The 22,593-nt window shown below is 60.0% G+C and carries 23 protein-coding genes and 1 pseudogene; 16 read left to right on the top strand and 8 right to left on the bottom strand.

What is annotated here, in order from left to right; genetic code table 11:
* Nucleotides 1-383: pseudogene (locus BZK31_RS17595) on the top strand (DUF2345 domain-containing protein); the annotation flags it as partial.
* Between the two features lie 192 nt (nucleotides 384-575).
* Nucleotides 576-1,151 (top strand): GNAT family N-acetyltransferase, encoded by a 576-nt coding sequence (locus BZK31_RS17590; protein WP_083184225.1) that lies wholly within the window; start codon nucleotides 576-578, stop codon nucleotides 1,149-1,151.
* A gap of 98 nt (nucleotides 1,152-1,249) precedes the next feature.
* Here the strand turns inward: BZK31_RS17590 and BZK31_RS17585 are convergent, their stop codons facing one another.
* Both BZK31_RS17585 and BZK31_RS17580 read right to left on the bottom strand, forming a co-directional pair.
* The gene (locus BZK31_RS17585) at nucleotides 1,250-1,522 is read right to left on the bottom strand and encodes a hypothetical protein (protein ID WP_083184224.1); all 273 of its coding nucleotides are present in this window, start codon (nucleotides 1,520-1,522) and stop codon (nucleotides 1,250-1,252) included.
* A gap of 157 nt (nucleotides 1,523-1,679) precedes the next feature.
* Entirely contained in the window at nucleotides 1,680-3,248 is a 1,569-nt protein-coding gene (locus tag BZK31_RS17580) for a TerC family protein (RefSeq protein ID WP_083184223.1), read from the bottom strand.
* A gap of 658 nt (nucleotides 3,249-3,906) precedes the next feature.
* Between BZK31_RS17580 and BZK31_RS17575 the strand changes: the two genes are divergently transcribed.
* From BZK31_RS17575 to BZK31_RS17555, 5 genes are all read left to right on the top strand, one after another.
* The gene (locus tag BZK31_RS17575; protein WP_083184222.1) at nucleotides 3,907-4,185 is read left to right on the top strand and encodes a hypothetical protein; all 279 of its coding nucleotides are present in this window, start codon (nucleotides 3,907-3,909) and stop codon (nucleotides 4,183-4,185) included.
* Nucleotides 4,186-4,306: 121 nt separating this feature from the next.
* Nucleotides 4,307-4,648, top strand: coding sequence for an FKBP-type peptidyl-prolyl cis-trans isomerase (locus tag BZK31_RS17570; protein ID WP_083184221.1), 342 nt, complete (start codon nucleotides 4,307-4,309; stop codon nucleotides 4,646-4,648).
* A gap of 124 nt (nucleotides 4,649-4,772) precedes the next feature.
* On the top strand, nucleotides 4,773-5,000 hold the full coding sequence (locus tag BZK31_RS17565; protein ID WP_083184220.1) for a hypothetical protein: 228 nt from the start codon (nucleotides 4,773-4,775) through the stop codon (nucleotides 4,998-5,000).
* 56 nt (nucleotides 5,001-5,056) lie between these two features.
* A complete protein-coding gene (locus BZK31_RS17560; protein ID WP_102136513.1) occupies nucleotides 5,057-5,755 on the top strand; it encodes a YoaK family protein in 699 nt (232 codons plus the stop codon).
* A gap of 87 nt (nucleotides 5,756-5,842) precedes the next feature.
* The gene (locus tag BZK31_RS17555; RefSeq protein WP_083184219.1) at nucleotides 5,843-6,805 is read left to right on the top strand and encodes a class I SAM-dependent methyltransferase; all 963 of its coding nucleotides are present in this window, start codon (nucleotides 5,843-5,845) and stop codon (nucleotides 6,803-6,805) included.
* Nucleotides 6,806-6,880: 75 nt separating this feature from the next.
* Here the strand turns inward: BZK31_RS17555 and BZK31_RS17550 are convergent, their stop codons facing one another.
* Nucleotides 6,881-7,732: an IclR family transcriptional regulator gene (locus BZK31_RS17550; protein WP_083184218.1), complete on the bottom strand. Its 852-nt coding sequence runs from the start codon at nucleotides 7,730-7,732 to the stop codon at nucleotides 6,881-6,883.
* A 228-nt stretch (nucleotides 7,733-7,960) separates the two neighbouring features.
* Between BZK31_RS17550 and BZK31_RS17545 the strand changes: the two genes are divergently transcribed.
* The 9 genes from BZK31_RS17545 to moaA all read left to right on the top strand — a co-directional run bounded on the left by BZK31_RS17545 (nucleotide 7,961) and on the right by moaA (nucleotide 17,557).
* Complete coding sequence (locus tag BZK31_RS17545) at nucleotides 7,961-8,989, top strand: ABC transporter ATP-binding protein (RefSeq protein WP_083184217.1); 1,029 nt, start codon at nucleotides 7,961-7,963, stop codon at nucleotides 8,987-8,989.
* The gene (locus BZK31_RS17540) at nucleotides 8,986-9,858 is read left to right on the top strand and encodes an ABC transporter permease (RefSeq protein WP_083184216.1); all 873 of its coding nucleotides are present in this window, start codon (nucleotides 8,986-8,988) and stop codon (nucleotides 9,856-9,858) included. The genes BZK31_RS17545 and BZK31_RS17540 overlap by 4 nt, the downstream gene beginning before the upstream one ends.
* A 3-nt stretch (nucleotides 9,859-9,861) precedes the next feature.
* Nucleotides 9,862-10,656, top strand: a complete 795-nt coding sequence (locus BZK31_RS17535; protein WP_083184215.1) for an ABC transporter permease — start codon at nucleotides 9,862-9,864, stop codon at nucleotides 10,654-10,656.
* 21 nt (nucleotides 10,657-10,677) lie between these two features.
* Nucleotides 10,678-10,992, top strand: a complete 315-nt coding sequence (locus BZK31_RS17530; protein WP_083184214.1) for a (2Fe-2S)-binding protein — start codon at nucleotides 10,678-10,680, stop codon at nucleotides 10,990-10,992.
* Between the two features lie 7 nt (nucleotides 10,993-10,999).
* Nucleotides 11,000-12,361: an FAD/NAD(P)-dependent oxidoreductase gene (locus BZK31_RS17525; protein ID WP_083184231.1), complete on the top strand. Its 1,362-nt coding sequence runs from the start codon at nucleotides 11,000-11,002 to the stop codon at nucleotides 12,359-12,361.
* Nucleotides 12,358-13,575, top strand: a complete 1,218-nt coding sequence (locus BZK31_RS17520; protein WP_083184213.1) for an NAD(P)/FAD-dependent oxidoreductase — start codon at nucleotides 12,358-12,360, stop codon at nucleotides 13,573-13,575. Before BZK31_RS17525 ends, BZK31_RS17520 begins: the two co-directional genes overlap by 4 nt.
* Nucleotides 13,572-14,624: an ABC transporter substrate-binding protein gene (locus BZK31_RS17515; protein WP_083184212.1), complete on the top strand. Its 1,053-nt coding sequence runs from the start codon at nucleotides 13,572-13,574 to the stop codon at nucleotides 14,622-14,624. Before BZK31_RS17520 ends, BZK31_RS17515 begins: the two co-directional genes overlap by 4 nt.
* Before the next feature lie 326 nt (nucleotides 14,625-14,950).
* On the top strand, nucleotides 14,951-16,300 hold the full coding sequence (locus BZK31_RS17510) for a cation:proton antiporter (RefSeq protein WP_083184211.1): 1,350 nt from the start codon (nucleotides 14,951-14,953) through the stop codon (nucleotides 16,298-16,300).
* Between the two features lie 258 nt (nucleotides 16,301-16,558).
* Nucleotides 16,559-17,557, top strand: coding sequence for a GTP 3',8-cyclase MoaA (moaA, locus tag BZK31_RS17505; protein ID WP_083184210.1), 999 nt, complete (start codon nucleotides 16,559-16,561; stop codon nucleotides 17,555-17,557).
* Between the two features lie 6 nt (nucleotides 17,558-17,563).
* Here the strand turns inward: moaA and BZK31_RS17500 are convergent, their stop codons facing one another.
* From BZK31_RS17500 to BZK31_RS17480, 5 genes are all read right to left on the bottom strand, one after another.
* On the bottom strand, nucleotides 17,564-18,097 hold the full coding sequence (locus BZK31_RS17500; RefSeq protein ID WP_083184209.1) for a DUF3833 domain-containing protein: 534 nt from the start codon (nucleotides 18,095-18,097) through the stop codon (nucleotides 17,564-17,566).
* Between the two features lie 17 nt (nucleotides 18,098-18,114).
* Complete coding sequence (locus BZK31_RS17495) at nucleotides 18,115-18,636, bottom strand: chalcone isomerase family protein (protein ID WP_083184208.1); 522 nt, start codon at nucleotides 18,634-18,636, stop codon at nucleotides 18,115-18,117.
* A 524-nt stretch (nucleotides 18,637-19,160) separates the two neighbouring features.
* Nucleotides 19,161-19,478, bottom strand: a complete 318-nt coding sequence (locus tag BZK31_RS17490) for a hypothetical protein (RefSeq protein WP_083184230.1) — start codon at nucleotides 19,476-19,478, stop codon at nucleotides 19,161-19,163.
* 539 nt (nucleotides 19,479-20,017) lie between these two features.
* Complete coding sequence (ycaC, locus tag BZK31_RS17485) at nucleotides 20,018-20,647, bottom strand: isochorismate family cysteine hydrolase YcaC (RefSeq protein WP_083184207.1); 630 nt, start codon at nucleotides 20,645-20,647, stop codon at nucleotides 20,018-20,020.
* 69 nt (nucleotides 20,648-20,716) lie between these two features.
* A complete protein-coding gene (locus BZK31_RS17480) occupies nucleotides 20,717-22,555 on the bottom strand; it encodes an amidohydrolase (RefSeq protein WP_083184229.1) in 1,839 nt (612 codons plus the stop codon).
* Between the last annotated feature and the right edge of the window lie 38 nt (nucleotides 22,556-22,593).

Genomic DNA, 22,593 nt, shown 5'->3' with positions numbered 1-22,593 from the left:
GTGCAGACGATCACCTGACAGTGAGCGGAAGCCGGCATGTCAAAGTCGGCGAGGCGCTGCTGGTAGAGACTGGCCAGGAAATACACCTGAAATGCGCAGACAAGATCGTGCTTGAGGCCGGTCTGGGACTGACCTTCAAAGTTGGCGGCAGCTTCATCAAAATAGATCCCGGAGGGGTGACCGTGAGCGGCCCGAGAATCATGATGAACACCGGTGGAAACCCAGGCATCGGTTCTGGCGCATCACCGCTGGTACCTGGGTTAGTAAAAGAAACGGATACAGAAAAACCGGGGCAACTACTGGTACCGGCCCAGGCTCAGGCACTCGGACGCTCTCCGCGTTGCGAGGAATGTGAGAAGGCAGCCAGCGAGGCCAGGGAATGAATCAGTGGCGATAACCATTGATCAACGGATTGCTGCGGCGTACCCACGCGATACCCACAGTCTTGCAGCGATAACCCCGCCGCCGAATACGACGAAAAAGCCCGGAAACGATAACTTGCACCCTCCCCATCCAACGAATAAGGTGCCTCCAGTCGCATTCGGCACCTGAACACCATCACCAAAGGCCCCCGCATGATTCACATCCGCCCCATGACCCCAGACGATTTCGACCTGTTCTGGCCCACCTTTCACTCCATCGCATCGGCTCAGGAAACCTACGCCTACGACCCCGCGCTGACTTTCGAGCAGGCTCGGGATATTTGGATGAAGGTGCCGCTGCACACGCTGATCGCGGAAGAGGATGGTCAGTTGCTGGGCAGCTATTACCTGAAGGCGAATGCAGCAGGTCCGGGCGATCATGTGTGCAATTGCGGCTATATGGTCACGCAAGCGGCGCGTGGTCGTGGGGTGGCGCGGTTGATGTGTGAGCATTCTCAGCAGTTGGCCCGTGACAGTGGCTTTCTGGCCATGCAGTTCAACTCGGTCGTGGCCAGCAATGAGGTGGCGGTCGCCCTGTGGACCAGGCTCGGTTTCGATACGGTTGGCCGCCTGCCCAAGGCTTACCGGCATGCCCGTCTGGGGCTGGTGGACTGCCTGGTGATGTTCAAGTGGCTGGAAGAGGCACCTGAATACAAAGAGCCTGCGCGGCCCATGCTGATTGGCCGCAAGAACATCGAATCGGTCGTATCACGTCCGCGCCGCAAGTAGCCGGTGTCATCAAGCGCAGCCAGGCGGCTGCGGGCTCCCTCACATCAGGTTGAACAACAACCTCGTCGGGAGCCGTTATCCCTGCATGACTCACCCCGTCATTCCTTGACTTCCGTCAGCGAGAACCTGTGACCTTTGGTGTCACGTACTTCGGTCCCCACGATATAGGCGATGGTTTGTCCATCGTGGTCGACCAGGCGCTGGGGCGTTCCAAGGCTCAACGTGCCTATTTCGCCACTCCAGTCCCGTCGCGGGTCATGTTCGAGGTAGGCGTAAACCTTGCGTTCACGAATGCGCCACACCGGATAGCGCTTGCGGCTGGAGATAACGTCGTAGGTCAGGTTGGGGTTGAAGATGAAGGCAGCAGTCATGGCAGTCTCCGTTGTGAAGTGGCCGACTGCACGGTGAAGCCACGTGGTTGACGCAGAATAGACCACGCTTCGAAAACCTTGGTTGCGACCGGACGACCAACCGCAAGCCCACGAAAAACGGGCCTTTCGGCCCGTTTTCTGTATACCATTGCTGTCGCTATTTACCCATTGCAGCCTCGGGTTGCCGTTGCAGCAACACGCGGGTAACGCGGCGTTCTTCGACACCGACCACTTTCAGATCCCAACCTTGCCACTGGAGACTGTCCCCCATGGTCGGCAGGCGATCAAGCAGGCTCATGACCAGCCCGGCCAAGGTCTGATAATCGTCGGTGGCCTTGGCCTGGAATCCGGTCCGCTCGCGGATCAGGCTCAGGTTCAGCGCACCCGAGACAAGGAAATCATCACCTTGCGCCACGATATCAGGGCCCTCTACCTCACTGGCGTCAGGCAACTCGCCAGCAATCGATTCCAGAATATCGGTCATGCTCAGCACACCGATAAAATCACCGAACTCATTGACCACGAACGCGATGTGGGTCGATTCCTTGCGCATCTGCTCCAGCGCATTGAGGATGGTGAAGTTTTCCAGCAGGTTGATGGCCTTACGCGACAGCAGCTTCAGGTCAGGCTCATTACCGGACAGCAGCTCCTTGAGCAGCTCCTTCTTGTGAACGAAGCCCAACGGCTCATCGATGCCGCCCTCGCCGATCAACGGCAGGCGCGAATACGATGAATGCATGAGTTTCAGACGGATCTTGTCCGCGTCGTCACTCAGATCGATGTAATCGATTTCGGCGCGGGGCGTCATGACCGTGCGGATCGGCCGCTCCGCCAATTGCAGAACGCCGCTGATCATCACGCGCTCGCGTCGATCGAACACCGGCTCGGTGCTCTCGCCTTCCATCATGTCGATGATTTCTTCATCGACATCGCCCGACTCCAGCTTGCGACCACCCAGCAGACGCATGACGGCATGTGCTGCCCGCTCACGACGCGGCAGATGGCCATGCGCAGATTTCTTGCTGCGCTTGCGAGCAATCTGGTTAAACACCTCGATCAGGATCGAGAAGCCGATTGCCGCGTACAGATAGCCTTTTGGAATATGGAAACCCAAACCTTCTGCGGTCAGGCTGAAGCCGATCATCATCAGGAAGCCCAGGCACAGCATGATTACTGTAGGACGACTGTTGACGAACTTGGTCAGCGGTTTGCTGGCGATCATCATCAGGCCGATGGAGAAGATCACGGCGATCATCATCACCGACAGGTGTTCGACCATGCCCACCGCAGTGATCACGGCATCCAGCGAGAACACGGCATCCAGCACCACAATCTGCGCCACGATCGGCCAGAACAGCGCATAACCGGCATTGGCGGACTTCTGGCTGACGTGGCCTTCGAGCCGCTCGTGCAGTTCCATGGTGGCCTTGAACAGCAGGAACACGCCGCCGAACAGCATGATCAGGTCACGGCCGGAGAACGTCTTGCCGAACAGCTCGAACAGCGGTTCGGTCAGCGTCACCATCCACGAGATACTGGCCAGCAGGCCCAAACGCATGATCAGGGCCAGCGAGAGGCCGATCACTCGGGCTTTGTCACGCTGCGCGGGCGGCAACTTGTCGGCAAGGATGGCGATGAACACCAGGTTATCGATACCCAGCACCAGTTCCAGAACGATCAGGGTCAACAGGCCAAGCCAGGCCGTGGGGTCAGCAATCCATTCCATGGGAATTATTCAGCCTCTCGAACAGGAAGTTGGGCATTAACCGGCGATGCGTTCAGCCAGACACAGTGATTCATAGCCGGAAGACGCAGGGTATCCGGAGCAACTGAAAGGTCGTTGGCAGAGGTGGAGCGCACAAGGAAGGAGGAAGCAAGGCTTGATTGAGACGCTACGCCGCGGGATGTGCATATCGGCGGCCAGCCTGACGCTGATGAAGGAAAACGACTCGGAGGTTCCTGGAGGGTGTTCATACGGTCCTGAAATTTGATACGGGCGATGATCCTACAATACACAGATCGGTTTAGCTCGCCGATTAAGTATTACAAGAATTGACCGGAAAATGGGCAGCTCCCTCTTGGTCCTCCCTTGGACGGCGACGTTATGTCGCACCCGGATTCACGACCAGTTGTCTGACAACACCTTGTACGCGGTGGCTGTGAATGATCAATTGTTTTAAAATGTTGCCATAACTTCATCGATGCTCGAAGTCGAAAACAGGCCGCTGCCCCGCTTCGAGTTCGACCGATACTGACAAGAATCATAAAAAAGAAGCCCGTCATAGACGGGCTTTTTTCGTTTTCAGCTTTTGTGCCCGACGCTGGACACAGCCACCACAGGCGTCGCGGCCGACCCGTTATTTGACATTTGAGGATCTCTTCCCATGCTGCGTATTGTTGTCGTTCACCTGTTCCAATGGTTCAAACGTTTGTCGTCCGGTCTGCTGTCGCGTGGATCGCACAACAGCGAGTCGCGTGAATTCACCCGCGAAAACGACGAGGGCCGCTGGACCTTCGTATCGGTCTTCATCATTCTGACCCTGAGCCTTTATTGCCTGGCCGGCCTGGGCTACTACGCCAAGGTCAACGTCTGGGACGGTTTCACTCAGGAGCAAAAGGCCAACATCGCTCAGGCAATGGTGGTCAGCTCGCAAAACTTGTAAGCAGGCACGAATCCCACCACGAACGGGGAAGCTGAGGCTTCCCCGTTTGCGTTTCATGACTTGTCAGATACCGGGTTTTCTGCGAGAAAGCAGCCCGCACACTCAGTGGGGGAATCCGGCAATGAGCAATGAATTACAGGTGACCGATCTGCAGATCGGAGAAGGCAAAGAAGTGGTCAAAGGTGCTTTGATCACGACCCATTACACTGGAACCCTTGCGGACGGGACAGTCTTCGACTCCTCCCACCAGCGGGGCAAGCCGTTTCAGTGCGTGATTGGCACCGGACGCGTCATCAAAGGCTGGGACCTGGGCTTGATGGGCATGAAAGTCGGCGGCCGTCGCACGCTGTTCGTGCCTGCCCACCTCGCTTACGGTGACCGGAAAATGGGCGCTCACATTCAGCCGGGTTCAGATCTGAACTTTGAGATAGAACTGCTGGAAGTGCTGACTCGCGACGCTTGAGTACGTCCGGGTGCGATGCCTGATAGCCATCAGGCATGATCACCTTCGTTTGTCGGATTGCGTGTCGGGTCAGAAAAAGCCATGCTCAGGGTATGGAATTCAACGATTTCTTACAGGACACCCCATGGCGCTCAACAAGTCGACCCAGGAGCTGAAAAAGCACCTCAAGGGCACGGCCACCAACCTTGAAACCACCGCAGACGAAATTCTCAAGCTTGCCTCCCAGATGAAAGAGGTGGATGTGACGGCCATTCTCCAGATGGTCAATCGCCTCTACAGCGATGCCGATCAGCTCAAGGCCTACGCAGACGAGGTCAAGGCCAAACGCATCGTGCGCGCCAAACTGCCTTGAAGCGGTGATCTGCAAGCCCGGTCCCCCATCAGCCTTACTGGTTCAGAGAGCTGCCGATGCCGTCAGCGTTGACTCACAACCGCGCCCGATATCTGGCGCTGCAGAAGCGGCGCAACCGGGTCGGTATGACACTGGCAGCCAGCCTTTCGGTGCTGGCCGGCATGACCGACGCCATCGGTTTCATGGCCACAGGTGACTTCGTGTCCTTCATGAGCGGCAACACCACGCGCCTGGCCGTTGCGCTGAGCGAAGCCGATGGCGGTGTCATTGCTCGACTGACGCTGGCGATCCTGGTGTTCATCGCCGGTAATGCGCTGGGTATCGTCATTGCCCGCCTGGGCAATCGCCGGGCTTTGCCGTTGTTGCTCAGCATCGCAACCCTGCTGTGTGCCGCAGCCGCGTGGCCCATGGAGAACAATCTGCTGGCACTGGTGTGGGCGATCCTGGCCATGGGCATGCTCAATGCCGCCGTCGAACAGGTCAATGGCCAGGCAGTGGGCCTGACCTATGTGACCGGCGCATTGTCCCGGTTCGGTCGCGGCCTGGGGCGCTGGTTGCTGGGCGAACGAGGCACTGCCTGGCGCGGTCAGTTGATCCCCTGGACTGGCATGTTCATCGGCGCGATCATCGGCGCACTGATCGAACGCCGCCTGGGGCTGAACGCGTTACTGGTCAGTGGCGCACTGTGCGCGTTGCTGGGGCTGGTCTCCGTGGCCATTCCTCATCGTTGGCAACGCCTTTACATGCCGCGCTGAGCCCCTGCACACCAAAGCGGACGCCGTGGATTCACGCGGACGAAAATAGGTTTACCATACGCCGCCTTTTTCTAACCGATCCCGTTCATGACTCCTGAAGCGCTCGCCCTCCTGCAACAGCACCTGTTCACCGCCCTGAGCGATGTCCCGACTGAAACCCGCCGCCTGTTCCATGGCCGTGGCCGCGTGTGGCCGGGTCTTGAGCACATCACGGTGGACTGGATGCAGGGCGTGGTGCTGGTGTCGCTGTTCAAGGCGCCGCAGGAATTGGAGCTTGCGCAGCTCGATCAGCTACTGACGGGCCTGATCGAGACACCTCAATGGTTGCAGAGCCAGGCGCACACCCTGTTGTTGCAGCACCGCTATCTGCCGCAAAGCACGACCCAATGGCTGACGGGTGAAGTGGCCGATGAGTGGGTGATCAGCGAAAACGGCCTTCGCTACAGGGTCGATTTCGGCAAGAAGCAGAACAGTGGACTGTTTCTGGACATGCGCTACGGGCGCGAATGGGTGCAGGCCCAGGCCAAGGGCAAGCGGATCCTCAATCTGTTCGCCTATACCTGCGGTTTTTCGGTCGCCGCCATTGCCGGAGGCGCAGACCACGTCGTCAATCTGGACATGGCACGCGCGGCGCTCAATCGCGGGCGGGAAAATCATCGTCTCAACGAGCATGATTTGAGCCGCGTGACGTTCTTGGGTCACGACCTGTTCAAGTCATGGGCCAAAGTCACGCGTTCCGGTCCTTACGACATGATCATCATCGACCCGCCGTCCTTCCAGAAAGGCAGCTTCATGCTCGACAAGGATTACCAGCGCGTCCTGCGCCGTCTGCCGGAGTTGCTGACCGAAGAAGGTCTGGTGCTGGCCTGCATGAATGACCCTGCAGTGGGACCGGACTTCCTGATCGAGCACACCGCCATCGAAGCGCCTTGTCTGCGCTTCGAGCGACGCCTGGAAAACCCTCCGGAGTTTCCGGATGCACGAGAGGACGGCGGTTTGAAGGCGCTGGTGTTCAAGGTCGAAGGCTTGAGTCGGTCAGGCTGGGCCTGAGCAAGCGGTCGACACACGCCAGCACAGCACCGGCGATAATCGCGGTCAGGCTGTGCGAGGTGCAACCGCGGCCAGCTAGTCCGCTTGCCCGAAGACCTGGCTGGGACGCCGCAGGGCGGGATCGAAGGGGTTGATGCGGGCGCTGATAGTGGTGGCTTCACGCTTGAGCATTTCGACCACCGTCGTCAGACGGTCCGGACCCAAGCGATCAGTGATAGTGGCCACACTGAGCGCTGCGACCGCACGCCCGTTACGGTCAAGGATCGGCACGGCCAGCCCCGCCATACCGGGCAATGCGCCAGTGTTGCGAGCGGCGTAGCCCAGACGCCGCACATTCTCGACTTCCGAGCGCAGAAACACCTCGTCATAAAGGTGGAAATCCTTCAGGCGCGGCAGGTTGTAAGCGATGACGGTTTCGCGCTCGTCCTCGGGCAGGAACGCGAGGATGGCCAGGCTGCCCTGCCCGACCCCCAACGCCACGCGCCCGCCGATGTCACCGGTGAACGTGCGAATCGGATATGGCCCTTCGCTACGATCCAGGCAGATGGCATCAAAACCGCTACGCGCCAGCAGAAACAGCGAGTCGCCCAGCGATGCGGACAGACGCAGCATGCTGGGCCGGACCACGTCACGCAGGTTCCCGGTGTTGCCGGCTCGGGCGGCCAGCGCAAAGAACTCGATGCTCAGTCGATAGCGTTTGCTGAGCGCATCCTGCTCGACCATGCCTTCGTCCATCAGGCTGCGCAACAAGCGGTGTGTGGTGGGCTGGGACAATCCGATGCGCTGCGCGAGTTGGGTCACCCGTTCGCCGCCTTCATCGCACTCGCCCAGGCAGCGCAGCACCGCGAATAGCCGTGAAACGGCGCCTACGCCGACATCCTTCGACTCGAGATTCCGTTGAATGGAATTTTCGCCATTATTTTTCATAATTTTTTTCATTTAACGAATGAATCTTAAAAAAGATGTTGTTCAGTGAAATTGTCGATTGAGTGCATCCTAGTCTTCGTCCTACTCTCAGTCCACAGGGGCGATTTGAACAATCATCGGTAGCCGACTCAGAGCGAGCACCAACGTCCAGCGCTGCATGACTTCACTTCGCATCTGCCCACGACAACGCGTGCCTTTGGCGCGCATGCACCCAAGGTGGAAGCAGGCATGGCATTTCTGCAGCTAGAAGGTCTTTCCAAACGCTACGGCTCGATTGACGCCGTGGTTGCCACACACTTGAACGTGGACAAGGGCGAGTTCGTCTCGCTGCTTGGCCCGTCCGGCTGTGGCAAAACCACCACCTTGCAGATGATCGCGGGTTTCGTCGACGTAAGTGACGGGCGCATCGTGCTCGACGGACGTGACATCACTCACGCCAAACCCAGCAGTCGCGGCCTGGGCGTGGTGTTCCAGAGCTACGCGCTGTTTCCGCACATGACCGTCGCCGACAATGTGGCGTTCGGTCTGCGCATGCGCAAAGTATCAGCCACCGATATCCGCAACCGGGTCAGCAAGGTGCTGAAGCTGGTGCGCCTCGATCAGCATGCCGAGCGTTATCCGCGTGAGTTGTCCGGCGGCCAGCGACAGCGTGTGGCGCTGGCCCGCGCGCTGGTCATCGAACCACCGGTGTTGCTGCTCGATGAGCCGCTGTCGAACCTGGATGCCAACCTGCGTGAAGAAATGCAGTTCGAGATTCGTCGCATTCAAAACGAAGTGGGCATCACCACGCTCATGGTGACCCACGATCAGGCCGAGGCGCTGTCGATCAGTGATCGGGTGGTGGTCATGCAGGCGGGGCGCATTACGCAAATCGACGAGCCGTACAAACTCTACGAACACCCGCGCACGCGCTTTATCTCCGGTTTCGTCGGAAAGGCCAATATGCTGCCCGGCGATCTGGACGACAACGGCACGCCGCAGATTCGTCAATTGCCGGGCGACGGTGTGCTGACCCTCAGCCTGCGTCCGGAAAAGATCGATCTGGTCGAACCCGGTTGTGGTCGCCTGTCAGGCCGAATCCTCACGCGTTATTTCCTGGGCAGCCAATGGCTGTACAGCATTCAGACCGGTGTCGGCGAATTGACCGTGGTACGCCGCAATGACGGTCAGCCACCGCTGGAGCAAGGCGCTGCCGTCGGCCTGGACTGGCCGTCGGAGCTGCTGCGCGTGCTGGAAGCCGATGAGGTGCGCGCATGAGCCTGCTGACCGCCATGCGTCAGGGCGGGCGTGGCTACTGGCTGTCCGCACCGGCACTGGCGCTTTACATCGGCCTGTTGATACTGCCGCTGGGCCTGACGCTGCTGTTGTCGTTCAACGTGTTCGACTATGAAGTCGGCGTGAAAAGCGACAGCTACACGCTGGCCAATTATGGCGCGGTGCTCACTGACGGTTACTTCTACGAGATCTTCCTGCGCACTTTCTGGATCAGTGCGCTGGTCACCCTGCTGTGCGTCGTAATCGGTGTGCCGGAAGCCTACATCCTGAGCCGGATGGGTACACCGTGGCGCTCGGTGTTTCTGATTCTAATCCTCACGCCGCTGCTGATTTCAGTGGTGGTCAGGGCCTTCGGCTGGAGCCTGTTGCTGGGCGCGGACGGTCTGGTCAATCAGGCGTTACAGGCCATGGGCGGGCGCCCGGTAAAGCTGCTGTATACCCCGTTCGCGGTGATCATTGCGCTGGTGCACGTGATGCTGCCGTTCATGATCATTCCGGTCTGGACCTCACTGCAGAAGCTCGACCCTACTGCCGAACAGGCCGCGCTGTCCCTATGTGCCAGTCAGGCGAAAGTGATGCGCCTGATCGTGCTGCCGCAGGTCATGCCCGGCGTGCTCTCCGGCTCGCTGATCGTCTTCGGCCTGGCCGCCAGCTCGTTCGCCATTCCCGGCCTGCTCGGCGGACGTCGCCTGAAAATGGTCGCGACAGTGATCTACGACCAGTACCTGTCGGAACTCAACTGGCCGATGGGCGCGACCCTGGCAGTGGCGCTGCTGCTGGTGAACCTGCTGGTGATGCTGTCATGGAACCGCATGATCGAAGGTCGATACAAGAAATCCCTGGGGGAATGATCCATGTCCAAGAACGGTCCGCTGGCCCTGTCGTTTCATGCGTTGGTCGTGGTGTTCATGATGGCGCCGCTGGTGGTGGTGTGTCTGGTGGCGTTCACGCCCGAGAACACCCTGAGCCTGCCCACCACGGATTTCTCGTTGCGTTGGTTCAAGGCTGTGTTCGAGCGCGCCGACTTTATCGACTCGTTCTATAACAGCCTGATTCTGGCATTCGTTTCGGCCACATTGGCGACGCTGATTGCGGTGCCCGCTGCATTGGCGATCACCCGGCATACCTTTCCCGGACGCAACTTTTTCAATGCGCTGTTCCTCTCACCGATCATCATTCCGCATCTGGTGTTGGGCGTGGCGATGCTGCGCCTGTTCGCCTTGATGGGCGTCAACGGCAGCTTCACCTGGTTGATCTTCGCCCATGTTCTGGTGATTACGCCTTATGTGCTGCGTCTGGTGCTGGCAGCCGCCATCGGCATTGATCGCAGCGCCGAACACGCAGCGCAATCACTGGGCGCCAGCCGCTTCACGTTGTTCCGCCAGATCACCCTGCCCATGATCCTGCCCGGCGTCGCGGGGGGCTGGCTGCTGGCGTTCATCAACAGTTTCGACGAGGTCACGCTGTCGATCTTCGTCACGTCGCCAGCCACCCAGACCTTGCCTGTGCGCATGTACGTCTACGCCACCGAATCCATCGATCCGATGATGGCGGCCGTGTCGGCACTGGTCATTGCCCTGACCGCAGCCACCATGATCCTGCTCGACCGCGTTTACGGACTGGATCGCGTGCTGGTCGGCAAACATTAATCCTGGGCCCGGAGCACACCTATGGCACTGCTTAAACGACTGGTCGAGCGCGATCGCCCGGCCCTGCTTTTTACCCTCGATGGCCAACCGGCCAGCGGCTTGCTCGGCGACACCCTGCTGACCGCGGTCTTGACGGCCAGCGAGCATTTGCGGGGCAGCGATTTCAGTGCCGAACCCAGAGCAGGCTTCTGCATGATGGGCGCGTGCCAGGATTGCTGGGTGAGGCTGGGCGACGGTCAACGGGTGCGGGCCTGCTCGACGCTGCTCGAAGCCGGTCAGGTGGTCAGTCGCGAGCCGGGGCGGCGGATGTTGCGGGAGAGCGACCATGAACGATGAGTCAGCCATGAGCGAGCAAAAGGTCGTGGTCATTGGCGCAGGCCCTGCGGGCATCCGGGCCGCGCAGACACTGCTTGCACATGGCGTGAAAGCCTGCCTGATCGATGAGGCGCAGCGCGGTGGCGGCCAGATCTACCGGCAGCAGCCTGAAAATTTTCAGCGCTCGGCCAAATCACTCTATGGCTTCGAGGCCTCCAGAGCGGTTGCGGTGCATCAGAGCCTCGACGCGCTGGCAACCCGCATCGACTATCGACCGCAAACCCTGGTCTGGAGCGCAGAACAAGGTCGCCTCGACACCCTGCACGATGGTTGCGTCGGTCACGTCGATTACACTCATCTGATTGTCGCCACTGGCGCCACTGACCGCATTCTGCCGGTGCCCGGCTGGACGCTGCCTGGCGTGTATAGCCTGGGAGCGGCGCAGATCGCCTTGAAATATCAGGGCTGCGCCATTGGCGAACGCGTGGTGTTCTGTGGCAGCGGGCCACTTCTGTACCTCGTCGCCTATCAATATGCCAAAGCCGGTGCCAAGGTGCTGGCCGTGCTGGACAGCGCGCCCTTCTCCGCCCAATGCCGAGCCCTGCCCGCCTTGCTAGGCCAGCCTGTAACCCTCGCCAAAGGCCTCTATTACCGTGCCTGGCTGACCGCTCACGGCATTGCCGTGCATCAAAATGCGCAACTGACGCTCGTCGAGGGGCAGCAGCGCGTTACCGGTGTGCAGTGGCAGCGCAACGGCCGTGTGGCGCAGTTGGGGTGTGACGCCGTTGCGTTCGCCCACGCCTTGCGCAGCGAAACGCAACTGGCTGACCTGCTGGGCTGTACCTTCGACTGGAGCCCGTTGAACCGCGCATGGCTGCCGAGACGCGACGATGCCGGACGCAGCAGTGTGTCGCAGGTTTATCTGGCAGGCGATGGTGCGGGGATCATGGGGGCCGATGCCGCCGAAATGGCCGGGGAACTGGCCGCACTCAGCCTGTTGCAAGACGGCGGCCGAGCGGTTGACGAGCGTCGCATCCATCTCTTGAAACGCCGGTTGCAGCGCATCGAACGTTTCCGTCATGGCCTGGAGACCGCATTCCCGTTTCCGGAGGACTGGGCCGCCAGGGTGCCGGATGAAACCTTGATATGCCGGTGCGAGGACGTCAGCGCGGGTGATATCCGCCGCACGGTGCAGGACGGGCATTGGGAAATCAATCGCGTCAAGGCCATGTGCCGGGTCGGCATGGGCCGCTGTCAGGGCCGGATGTGCAGTCTGGCGGCGGCCGAGCTGATTGCCTGCGAGAGCGGTCGCCCGGTGCAGCAGGTCGGTCGGCTGCGCGGACAGTCCCCTATCAAGCCGATCCCGTTTGGTGTGGAGACACAGGCATGAGCGCGGTCATCGAAACCGACGCGCTGATCATCGGCGGCGGCATTGTCGGCACCTCGGCGGCGCTGGCTCTGGCGCAGAAAGGGCAACGCGTTGCCTTGCTGGAGCGCGACTTCTGCGGTTCGCATTCTAGCGGCGTCAACTACGGCGGCGTCCGCCGCCAGGGTCGCCCGCTGTCACAACTGCCGCTGTCCCAGCGTGCGCATCAAATCTGGGGCCGTCTGCACGACCTGATCGGCACCGACGGTGAATATCTGCGCTCGGGGCATCTGAAACTGGCCCGCAGCGAACAGGACATGGACGCATTGCGCACCTACGCGCAGGCCAGTCAGGGTTTCGGACTCGATTTGCAGTTACTGGACCGGGCCCAACTGCGCGCCCGTTATCCCTGGGCGGGCGATGTGGCCGTCGGCGCGTCATTGTGCGCGGACGACGGGCATGCCAATCCGCGCCTGGTTTCGCCTGCCTTCGCCCGAGCCGCTCGCCGCGCAGGTGCGCAGCTCTTCGAGCAGGCGCGGGTCACGCAGGTCAGCCACGATGGCCAGGCGTTTATCGTCGAGACCGCCAACGGCCTGAAACTGCGGGCACCCTGGCTGCTCAACTGCGCGGGCGCCTGGGCCGGCCAACTGGCGGCGCAGTTCAACGAGCCGGTGCCGATGTATTCGGGGCACCCGGCCATGCTGGTGACCGAACCGCTGCCCCTGTTCATGGACGTCAGCACCGGCGTCGAAGGCGGCGGCATCTATGCGCGTCAGGTGGCACGCGGCAACTGCGTGCTGGGCGGTGGTCAGGGTTTCGCTCTGGATCCGGCTCGCGCCAGGCCCGGTCAGGCGGCAGTGCTCGACATCCTGCGCAATGCCGTCGAACTGTATCCGCCGCTCAAAGGTGCTCAGGCGATTCGCACCTGGAGCGGCACCGAAGGTTATCTGCCGGACCGCGAGCCGGTGCTCGGCCCAAGCCTTGCGCAGCCCGGATTGCTGCACGGCTTCGGTTTCGCCGGCGCCGGTTTTCAAATCGGTCCGGCGGCAGGCGAAGCGCTGGCCGAATGGGTCTGCACCGGTCGCTCGACGATCGCGCTCGATGCCTTTTCGATCGGCCGATTTCAGACTGGACGAACAACGCCGCCCACCGAGTCAACCCCCGCCGTCACACCCCGCACCGCACCAGAACCCGTATCGAACGTCATCCCATTGAACAGAGGAAGGTCGCCCTTATGAACATCGCCAAACGTGTCGCCCTCACCAGCCTGTCAGTCCTGCCGCTGAGCGCGTTGCTCGCGTCCATGCCGGCCAGCGCCGAGACCACGCTCTATCTGGGCATGAACGGCGGCACCATGGAGCGCCTCTACGCCGATCAGGTGCTGCCCGCCTTCGAAAAAGCCAACGGTGTAAAAGTAGTGATCGTGCCGGGCACTTCAGCGGACATTCTCGCCAAGGTTCAGGCCAGCAAGGACAACCCGCAGATGCACGTGATGTTTCTCGACGACGGCATCATGTACCGGGCGATTTCCATGGGCCTTTGCGACAGCCTGCAGCCGAGCCCCGGCCTGAACGACCTGCCCGCCAAGGCGAAGATCAAGGAACAGGCGGCGGCCGTCAGTCTCGGCGTGACCGGCCTGGCCTACAACACCCGGATGTTCAAGGAACAGGGCTGGAATGCACCGACGTCCTGGATGGACCTGGCGGATAAACGCTTCAAGGACAAAGTGGTCTTCCAGTCGCTGGCGTCTTCGACCTTCGGCCTGCACGGCTTCCTGATGTTCAATCGTATCCAGGGCGGCAGCGAGAAAGACGTCGAGCCGGGCTTCAAGGCCTGGCCGAAAACCGTCGGTCCCAACGTGCTGGAGTACATCGCCAGCTCGGCCAAAATCTCCGAAATGGTCCAGACCGACGACGCCGCGGTGTTCCCGCTCACGCCGACCCAAGTGACTGCCTTGAAGATCAAGGGCGTTCCGGTGGAGTACGCATCGCCCAAGGAAGGTGGGGTGGTATTGAACGTGGCTGAATGCACCATCGCCAATAACACCCAGCCGGAACTCGCGCAGAAACTCGCCGCCTACCTGCTGACGCCCGAAGCGCAGGCTCCGGCGCTGGAGTTCGGTGATCAGATCCCGTCCAACCCGAACACCCCGACCACCGACAAGACGCGCGGCCAGGTCCAAGCCATGAACACGTACCTGGAGACGGCGGTGACGATCGATTGGGATCAGGTCAATCAGATCCGCCCGCAATGGAATGCGCGCTGGAGCCGCAGCATCGAGCGCTAGGCTCTGTAGGTCAGGCAAGGCAAACGGGCAAGGAAGCGGCGTCTACTGGTCGTAACCGAGCCTGTTTTAACGCAGCGTCACCAAGCGCAGCTACTGCACGTACAGAGATTTAGGCAACTGAGCTTCAAGACGTGTCTCGCGCTGCTTGAGAGCCTGCGCTCGCGGATACGCAGGGCTGCGCTCTTGCGCGAGCACGTCGGCAAGACGAATGCATGAAAGAACCGCGTTCATCTATTTGTGGCCAAATTATTTCAACTTATTTCCCCTAAATGCAGTCCCAAGATTACGCCCTCTTTTCAAGGCGCTTTAACGGCGGCCCTCCCACTATGAGTTTCATCGTCTGCATGAGCGTGCTTGGCGCGCTGTTGATGCTATTGGCATTGACGTCTTCCTATCTGCGCTGGATGCCGGTCACGACCTCGGCGGTGTGTCTGGCGTTCGGCTTTGGCATCGGCCCGATGGGCCTAGGCGTCCTGGATCTGGATTTCAAGGACGCCTATGAATGGCTGGAGCGCCTGACCGAAGTCGCGGTGCTGTTTTCGTTGTTCAGCACCGGCATCAAGCTGCGCCTGCCGTTGCGCGGCAAGGCCTGGCATTCGGCCTACTGGCTGGCCGGACCGGTAATGCTGGCGACCATCGCTGGCGTCAGTGTCGCAGCGCATTACCTGTTCGGTCTGTCGTGGGGAATCGCGCTACTGCTGGGCGCGATGCTCTCGCCCACCGACCCGGTCCTGGCCGGCATGGTGCAGGTCAACAACGCTCAGGATCAGGATCGTCTGCGCTTCGGGCTGTCTGGCGAAGCGGGCCTGAACGATGGCACCGCCTTTCCGTTCGTCATCTTCGCCTTGCTGTACCTGAGTTCGGGCGAGACCACCACCGACTGGATGCAGCTCTGGTTTTTCAAGCATCTGGTCTGGGCCGTTCCGGCCGGGCTGCTGATCGGCTACGGCATGGGTCGAGGCGTCGGGCACCTGATGATTTTCCTGCGTATCCGCAACGCTGACAGCACCTCATCGCCCAATGATTACCTGGCGCTGGCGCTGATCGCGCTGTCATACGTAGTGGCGCAGAGCGTCGATGCATTCGGCTTTCTCTCGGTGTTCGCCGCCGGGGTCGGTTTGCGTCGGGCAGAGGCTCGGGTCACCCGCTCCGAAGTGCCTTCGGAGCATGTTGCCCAACCGGTGCTGGGCCATATGACGGCGTCCCTGGAACGCGGCACGGTGGCCGAAGCCGAAGAACTGAGTGATTCGCAGCTGGCCGCTGGCGTGATGATGGGCGACATGCTGGCATTCGGCAGTCTGGTCGAGCGGGCGATGGAAGTGCTGTTGATCACCCTGCTGGGTGCCGCCCTGGCCATTTACTGGGACTGGCGCGCCATCGGCCTGGGACTCGCGCTGTTCTGCATCATCCGGCCTTTGGGGGTGTGGCTGCTGATCAGCAAACGCCTGCTCAACAACCGGCAGAAAGCGCTGGTGGGCTGGTTCGGCATTCGCGGGATCGGCAGCCTTTATTACCTGTGCTTCGCCTTGTCTCACGGATTGTCGCCAGAGGTGGGACACCTGGTGATCGGCATGACGCTTTCGGTGGTGGCGTTAAGTATTCTGCTACACGGCATCAGTATCCAGCCGTTGCTGGAGCGTTATGAACGCAGCTCAGGCGCTCAATCGGAACCCTGAACGAGCGGGGCCGGACTCCATAGAGCAAGTCGATCAGACCATTGGAACAAGCGATTGGACTGCGGCATTTCGACTCGGTAGCGTGGATGGCATGAAGCCAGTGCAATACTCGCCGCCGGTGGCTACTATGTCGTTATCCACCATGGCGTTGAATCCAGGCGCCGGTGTCGCGCAATTCGAGAAAAATCAAACTCCTTCAATGCGCTGTCGTCCAAACCCGGACTGCCAGCCCGTTGAATGATCACGTAAGAAGGTGAAATGTCCGAACCCGTCCTGATGGACCGCTTTGCCCGCAAAGTCGATTATCTGCGCATGTCGGTGACCGACCGGTGCGATTTTCGCTGCGTGTACTGCATGGCCGAAGAGATGACATTTCTGCCTCGGCAACAAATTCTTTCGCTGGAGGAAATCCTTCAGGTTGCCGAGCGTTTCGTGGCGCTGGGCACCCGCAAGATTCGCCTGACCGGCGGTGAACCGCTGGTGCGCACTGGCGTGGTCGGCCTGTGTGAGCGCATCGCCGCCCTGCCCGGCCTGCGCGAACTGTGCATGACCACCAACGGCTCGCAACTGGACAAACTGGCTGGACCGCTGTTCAAGGCGGGTGTGACGCGGTTGAACATCAGCCTCGACAGCCTGGATCCGCAACGCTTCCGCGAGCTGACCCGCACCGGCGACCTGAACAAGGTCATCGCCGGGATCGACGCTGCGAACGCGGCGGGTTTCACTCACACCAAACTCAACTGCGTAGTGATGCAAGGCCGGAACGATCACGAAATCAACGATCTGCTGGCCTTTGCCATCGATCGCAACCTGGATGTGTCGTTCATCGAAGAAATGCCGCTGGGCATCATCAGTGAGCACAGCCGTGCCGAAACGTTCTGTTCCAGTGATCAGGTCCGCGAGCGTATTGCCGAACGCTACACGCTGGTCCCTTCGACCGATTCAACACAGGGCCCTTCGCGTTACTGGCGTCTGGCCGAGGCACCGGGCATCCGCATCGGTTTCATTTCGCCCCACAGCCACAACTTCTGCGGCACTTGCAACCGGGTGCGCCTGACTGTTGAAGGCCGCTTGCTGCTGTGCCTTGGCAACGAGCACTCGGTGGACCTCAAATCGGTACTGCGCGCCAATCCCGGGCAACCGCACAAGCTGGAAAAGGCGATCATCGACGCCATGCAGATCAAACCGTGGAGCCATAACTTCACCCACGACGACGGCGTGCAGGTCGTGCGCTTCATGAACATGACCGGCGGCTAGAACCGGTTACTTGCCCTGCTTGCGGAAGAACAAGGTGATCTGCCCCACTTCCACGCCAAGCTTGGTCATCGAGGATCGATTGGCCATGGTCTGTTCGTCGATCAGGTACATCCAGTCGTCCAGACTCACGTCATACACCGTGTCATCCACCGGCAACCTCAACACGTAGCGCCAGTGGAAGCTGTTGCCCGCCACTTCGCCGCTGGCTTGTCCGACCACATCCCCTGCAGTTCCCTTCCAGCGCCCCGGCCCGTCCGGTCGCAACCGCCACTCGCGCACTTGCTGGGTGCCGTCGCTATAGCTGAACGCCTCATGCATCACCAGCACCTCGCCTTCGCTGTGGCCATTGATGACCACATGAAAACGCTTGGTGACTTCACCTGAACGCTTTTGGAACATGCCCCACGCATCGACTCGACCGGTGAAATATTCACGCAGGTCGAGCTTGGGTTTTTCCTGGCTGTACTGGCTGACCTGAATTGCGCCGCAGCCGCCAAGAACCGATCCCAGGCAGAGCATTAGCAACCATTTTCTGAACATGAGCCCTCCGTGATTGATCAAGATCCCGCGTTGCCCAGCAACTCGCTTCTGAGTTCAGGGTTGCGGGTTTTGGGGTCCAGCCAGATCGAAAAGAAGGCCTTGGCGAACGCGCTGTCCGGGACCACGTGCTGCAGCTTTTCACCCACGTAGAAACGGGCTTCGCGCCCAGGCAGATAGACCCCCGTGATTTTCATGCCCGGCTGCACGTCGACGAACGACTGATTCATGTGCTGTCGCCAAGTGTCGAGCTGCGCTCCGGTTACGGCCGGGCCTGAGATACGCTTGATCTCATCGATGCTGGCATCGACCAGATCTTCCCGCTCGATGGCGCGATGGTAGGTGAGTTCGAGCGCCAGAGGCGCATTCGCGGCGAACGGTTTAACGGGGCTGAGCAGCCGGGCTGAATAGATGCGGAATCCAAACAGGGTAAGTTCGCCAGTTCCCAGGACCTGGGCGTTCGGCAGCGCTTCACGCCAACTGGCCTGAGCACCGCCACTGATCAGCAACAGCACGACCAACAACCCTCTCGGCGTAACCATTGTGAGTCTCGGGCAGTACCCGTGAGCATGAGACCCGCGGGAGAAATTCTGAAGAGTCAGCGGTGTGGTCTATACCGAAACCGGCAAAAACAGCGCCATACACGCTGACTCATGGGTAAAAATCTATACCACTGAAATCGTTTTGTACAACAATAAGACAAGATTTTTTTTCAACATTGAAACAGTCAGTTATCAAACCCGACACAAAAGGTGCACACCCAACACAGAAAAATTGGCACACCGACGACAGTCAGGCCCTCTGCCCCAAGGTTCGAATTGCAAAATGGAAAAACGCGACGCGCAATTGCGAACGGCCGACCCTGTCAACCAAGGCAACCACGCGGCAAAGGTGTCCGGGTAATCATATACAAGCGTGGAAGGTAAAACGGCAGATTTACCTGAAGCCGCAGGCTGTTGAGCGACTCATGGATACTGTGCCTGCTCCCGCTATCAGTGCAGAAACAGGCATGTTCGATAGTTGATGGCGGCTGAAGTGACGACTCAGTCAGGACAACGAGACAGTATCAAGCTACCCGGCTATGGGCATGACGACGGCTGTTCTGCCATTCGTTCTTCAGTTCAAGCAATACGCTTTCCATGAAAGCCCGGTCGGCGGCAGCTTTCTTGCCGACATACCCCAGTCCCCGACGGTACATGCCCAGCGCGGCACGCAGTTCGGGATGGGCGTCACGGAATTCGTCTTCCTGAGTATGCGGAGTCATGGGGTCTACGCGCACTTCGCCGGCATTCGAGATCCATGCAATGTGGTTATCGAGGGTATCTTTGCGGGCGGCAAACAGACGAGCCAGTTCATCAATGTTCGGTTGATTGTTCATGTTCATGTTCATGTTCATGTTGATGCTCCTTCGCTCGTAAGCAGTTCAATGGTTGATACATCAAGTTCAATCGCCAGACGATTCGTGCACGAGCCACGATGGAGTGTTCGTCGAATACAGATCCAGCCCTCAAGGAAATGCAGGTAGCCTTGATGCAAAGCCGCTACATGGCAGCGTCATCGAAGAGAGAAGAAGTCGCGAAACCCAAAGGCCTGATGATCGACAATGATCAACCACAAGCATCATGAGGACGTTTCGCCAGCCTCGTCCTTTGCGACGAACATGCCGGGTCAGCTTCATCAATCTGCCTTGTGGGCAGCCTACATCCGGGAACATCTCGACGGCTTGCCGAGCCTGTTCAATACCTCTTTGCCGTACTCCCGATCAGGGAGACAGCTGCATAATGCAAAAGGAAACCGGGGGCGTCAATGATTATGTAGTGATTATTTCTGCTCACTACATAATTGTAGGACAAGGCGAAAAAAAATGGCGCAGTGACCGTTTAGTCACTGCGCCATTGATGCACGGCCGTTATAAGTGGGGACTTACCGAGCGGTAAAGGCGCTGTAGCTATTCATCAGATTGCGATAGTTCGGAATGCGCTGGGACAGCAGGTTGGCCAGGCCTTCCATGTCATTGCGCCAGTCGACCTGCAGCTCGCACGCGACCGAAAACCAGTTGACCAATTGCGCACCGGCTGCGCTCATGCGCGCCCACGCCGCTTTTTGCACGGTTTCGTTGAACGTGCCCGATGCGTCGGTCACTACGAAAACCTCAAAGCCTTCAGCCAGTGCGCACAAGGTCGGGAACGCGACGCAGACATCCGTCACCACGCCAGCGATGATCAATTGCTTGCGCCCGGTCGCCTTGACTGCCTTGACGAAATCCTCATTGTCCCAGGCATTGATCTGGCCGGGACGCGGGATGTATGGCGCATCCGGAAACATTTCTTTGAGCTCAGGCACCAGCGGACCGTTAGGGCCGGTTTCGAAGCTGGTGGTCAGGATGGTCGGCAGACCGAAGAACCTGGCCAGATCACCCAACGCCAGCACGTTGTTCTTGAATTCATTGGGCGAGAAGTCCTGCACCAGTGAAATCAGGCCGGTCTGATGATCGACCAGCAGAACCGCAGCGTCATCTTTGTTCAAACGGTTGTAAGGGATTGCAGTGCTCATGATTGACTCCTTTAAGGTTGTCGCTAATGGCGCGAGGCACATCGGCCCCGTGCGTCCTGGGTAATCCGGTCAGAAAGCGAAGCAGGAACAGCCAAATGCGCCCCAGAAACCCTGGAAGTCGCTGACCGGCGCACTTGAAAGCCTGGCCTTTTCATGGCTGTGGGAATGCACGGCGCAAGGGCCGCTGCAGTGGTGAACCTGAGCGACCATCGGTGAGGCCGGACGCCAATGGCCCGGCACCTTGACCACCGGCGACCAGTCCGGCAGCACTGGCAGGCTCGGCGGTGCCAGCGTCTCGAAGTCGTCGCTGCCGTAAACGACCTTGCCGTCGACGACGGTCAGCACCGATTCGATCCACTTGATGGCCTCAGGCTCGACGCTGAAATAGTCTGCTGAAAGCGCTACCACGTCGGCCAGTTGCCCCACCTTGATCTGGCCTTTCTTGCCCTGCTCCGACGAGAACCAGGCGCTGCCGTGCGTGAACAACTCCAGCGCGGTCTCGCGTGGCAGTCCTTCGGGATACAACTCCAGCCCGCCGACCGTACGCCCGCTGACCATCCAGTACAGCGAGGTCCACGGGTTGTAGCTGGACACGCGTGTGGCGTCGGTGCCCGCGCCCACCGGCACGCCTTCGGATAACATGCGCTTGATCGGCGGCGTCATCTCGGCGGCCTTGGCACCGTAGCGCTCGACGAAGTATTCGCCCTGGAACGCCATGCGGTCCTGAATCGCGATCCCGCCACCCAGCGCCCTCACGCGCTCGATATTCTTCGGCGTGATGGTTTCGCAGTGATCGAAAAACCACGGCAGGCCACTGAACGGGATGTCGAGGTTGACCTTCTCGAACACGTCGAGCATGCGGCTGATGGACTCGTCGTAGGTCGCGTGCAGACGGAACGGCCAACGGTGCTCGACCAAATGCCGCACCACCGGCTCCAGATCGCCTTCCATGCCAGGCGGCAGGTCGGGGCGAGGTTCGAGAAAGTCTTCGAAGTCGGCGGCCGAAAAGGTCAGCATCTCCCCTGCCCCGTTGTGCCGCAGGAAGTCATCGCCCTGATGCAGCTTGACGGAACTGGTCCAGTTCTTGAAGTCGGCCAGCTCTTCCTTGGGTTTCTGGGTGAACAGGTTGTAGGCGATGCGCACCGTGAGCTGTTTTTCTCGCGCCAGTTGCTCGATCACCGCGTAGTCGTCGGGATAGTTCTGGAAGCCGCCGCCGGCGTCGATGGCGCTGGTCAGGCCCAGGCGGTTGAGTTCGCGCATGAACTGGCGGGTCGAGTTGACCTGGTATTCCAGCGGCAGCTTCGGCCCCTTGGCCAGCGTCGAATACAGAATCATGGCGTTGGGCTTGGCCACCAGCATGCCGGTCGGGTTGCCCTGCGCATCACGTACGATCTCGCCACCCGGCGGGTTCGGCGTGTCTCGGGTGTAGCCGGCGACGCGCAGTGCGGCGCGATTGAGCAACGCGCGGTCATACAGGTGCAGCACGAACACCGGGGTATCCGGCGCGGCCTGGTTCAACTCTTCCAGGGTCGGCATGCGTTTTTCGGCGAACTGGAATTCATTCCAGCCGCCCACTACACGCACCCATTGTGGCGTCGGTGTGCGATCCGCCTGATCCTTGAGCATGCGCAATGCGTCGACCAACGAGGGCACGCCTTCCCAGCGCAGCTCCAGGTTGTAGTTCAAACCGCCACGAATCAGGTGCAAATGGGAGTCGTTGAGACCCGGAATCACCGTGCGCTTTTTAAGATCGATCACCTGTGTCGCACTGCCGCGCATGGCCATGACTTCTGCATCGCTGCCCACCGCTACAAACCGTCCGCTGCTGATCGCCACAGCGCTGGCCTTGGGCTTTTCGCGGTCAACCGTATGGAATTGACCATTGAACAGAATCAGTTCGACATTCATCGCTACACCTTTGGCGGAAGATTGAGAGGCACCGGCCA

It is taken from the genome of Pseudomonas floridensis (genome assembly GCF_002087235.1).
GTDB lineage: Bacteria > Pseudomonadota > Gammaproteobacteria > Pseudomonadales > Pseudomonadaceae > Aquipseudomonas > Aquipseudomonas floridensis.
The sequence above is the reverse complement of the archived record's forward strand: the minus strand, read 5'-3'. Positions and strand labels throughout refer to the sequence as shown.

Excerpts from the sequence above, each read along its gene's own strand:
- BZK31_RS17590 (WP_083184225.1), top strand. The coding sequence starts at position 576 with ATGATTCACATCCGCCCCATGACCCCAGACGATTTCGACCTGTTCTGG.
- BZK31_RS17585 (WP_083184224.1), bottom strand. The coding sequence starts at position 1,522 with ATGACTGCTGCCTTCATCTTCAACCCCAACCTGACCTACGACGTTATC.
- BZK31_RS17580 (WP_083184223.1), bottom strand. The coding sequence starts at position 3,248 with ATGGAATGGATTGCTGACCCCACGGCCTGGCTTGGCCTGTTGACCCTG.
- BZK31_RS17575 (WP_083184222.1), top strand. The coding sequence starts at position 3,907 with ATGCTGCGTATTGTTGTCGTTCACCTGTTCCAATGGTTCAAACGTTTG.
- BZK31_RS17570 (WP_083184221.1), top strand. The coding sequence starts at position 4,307 with ATGAGCAATGAATTACAGGTGACCGATCTGCAGATCGGAGAAGGCAAA.
- BZK31_RS17565 (WP_083184220.1), top strand. The coding sequence starts at position 4,773 with ATGGCGCTCAACAAGTCGACCCAGGAGCTGAAAAAGCACCTCAAGGGC.
- BZK31_RS17560 (WP_102136513.1), top strand. The coding sequence starts at position 5,057 with ATGCCGTCAGCGTTGACTCACAACCGCGCCCGATATCTGGCGCTGCAG.
- BZK31_RS17555 (WP_083184219.1), top strand. The coding sequence starts at position 5,843 with ATGACTCCTGAAGCGCTCGCCCTCCTGCAACAGCACCTGTTCACCGCC.
- BZK31_RS17550 (WP_083184218.1), bottom strand. The coding sequence starts at position 7,732 with ATGAAAAATAATGGCGAAAATTCCATTCAACGGAATCTCGAGTCGAAG.
- BZK31_RS17545 (WP_083184217.1), top strand. The coding sequence starts at position 7,961 with ATGGCATTTCTGCAGCTAGAAGGTCTTTCCAAACGCTACGGCTCGATT.
- BZK31_RS17540 (WP_083184216.1), top strand. The coding sequence starts at position 8,986 with ATGAGCCTGCTGACCGCCATGCGTCAGGGCGGGCGTGGCTACTGGCTG.
- BZK31_RS17535 (WP_083184215.1), top strand. The coding sequence starts at position 9,862 with ATGTCCAAGAACGGTCCGCTGGCCCTGTCGTTTCATGCGTTGGTCGTG.
- BZK31_RS17530 (WP_083184214.1), top strand. The coding sequence starts at position 10,678 with ATGGCACTGCTTAAACGACTGGTCGAGCGCGATCGCCCGGCCCTGCTT.
- BZK31_RS17525 (WP_083184231.1), top strand. The coding sequence starts at position 11,000 with ATGAGCGAGCAAAAGGTCGTGGTCATTGGCGCAGGCCCTGCGGGCATC.
- BZK31_RS17520 (WP_083184213.1), top strand. The coding sequence starts at position 12,358 with ATGAGCGCGGTCATCGAAACCGACGCGCTGATCATCGGCGGCGGCATT.
- BZK31_RS17515 (WP_083184212.1), top strand. The coding sequence starts at position 13,572 with ATGAACATCGCCAAACGTGTCGCCCTCACCAGCCTGTCAGTCCTGCCG.
- BZK31_RS17510 (WP_083184211.1), top strand. The coding sequence starts at position 14,951 with ATGAGTTTCATCGTCTGCATGAGCGTGCTTGGCGCGCTGTTGATGCTA.
- moaA (WP_083184210.1), top strand. The coding sequence starts at position 16,559 with ATGTCCGAACCCGTCCTGATGGACCGCTTTGCCCGCAAAGTCGATTAT.
- BZK31_RS17500 (WP_083184209.1), bottom strand. The coding sequence starts at position 18,097 with ATGTTCAGAAAATGGTTGCTAATGCTCTGCCTGGGATCGGTTCTTGGC.
- BZK31_RS17495 (WP_083184208.1), bottom strand. The coding sequence starts at position 18,636 with ATGGTTACGCCGAGAGGGTTGTTGGTCGTGCTGTTGCTGATCAGTGGC.
- BZK31_RS17490 (WP_083184230.1), bottom strand. The coding sequence starts at position 19,478 with ATGAACATGAACAATCAACCGAACATTGATGAACTGGCTCGTCTGTTT.
- ycaC (WP_083184207.1), bottom strand. The coding sequence starts at position 20,647 with ATGAGCACTGCAATCCCTTACAACCGTTTGAACAAAGATGACGCTGCG.
- BZK31_RS17480 (WP_083184229.1), bottom strand. The coding sequence starts at position 22,555 with ATGAATGTCGAACTGATTCTGTTCAATGGTCAATTCCATACGGTTGAC.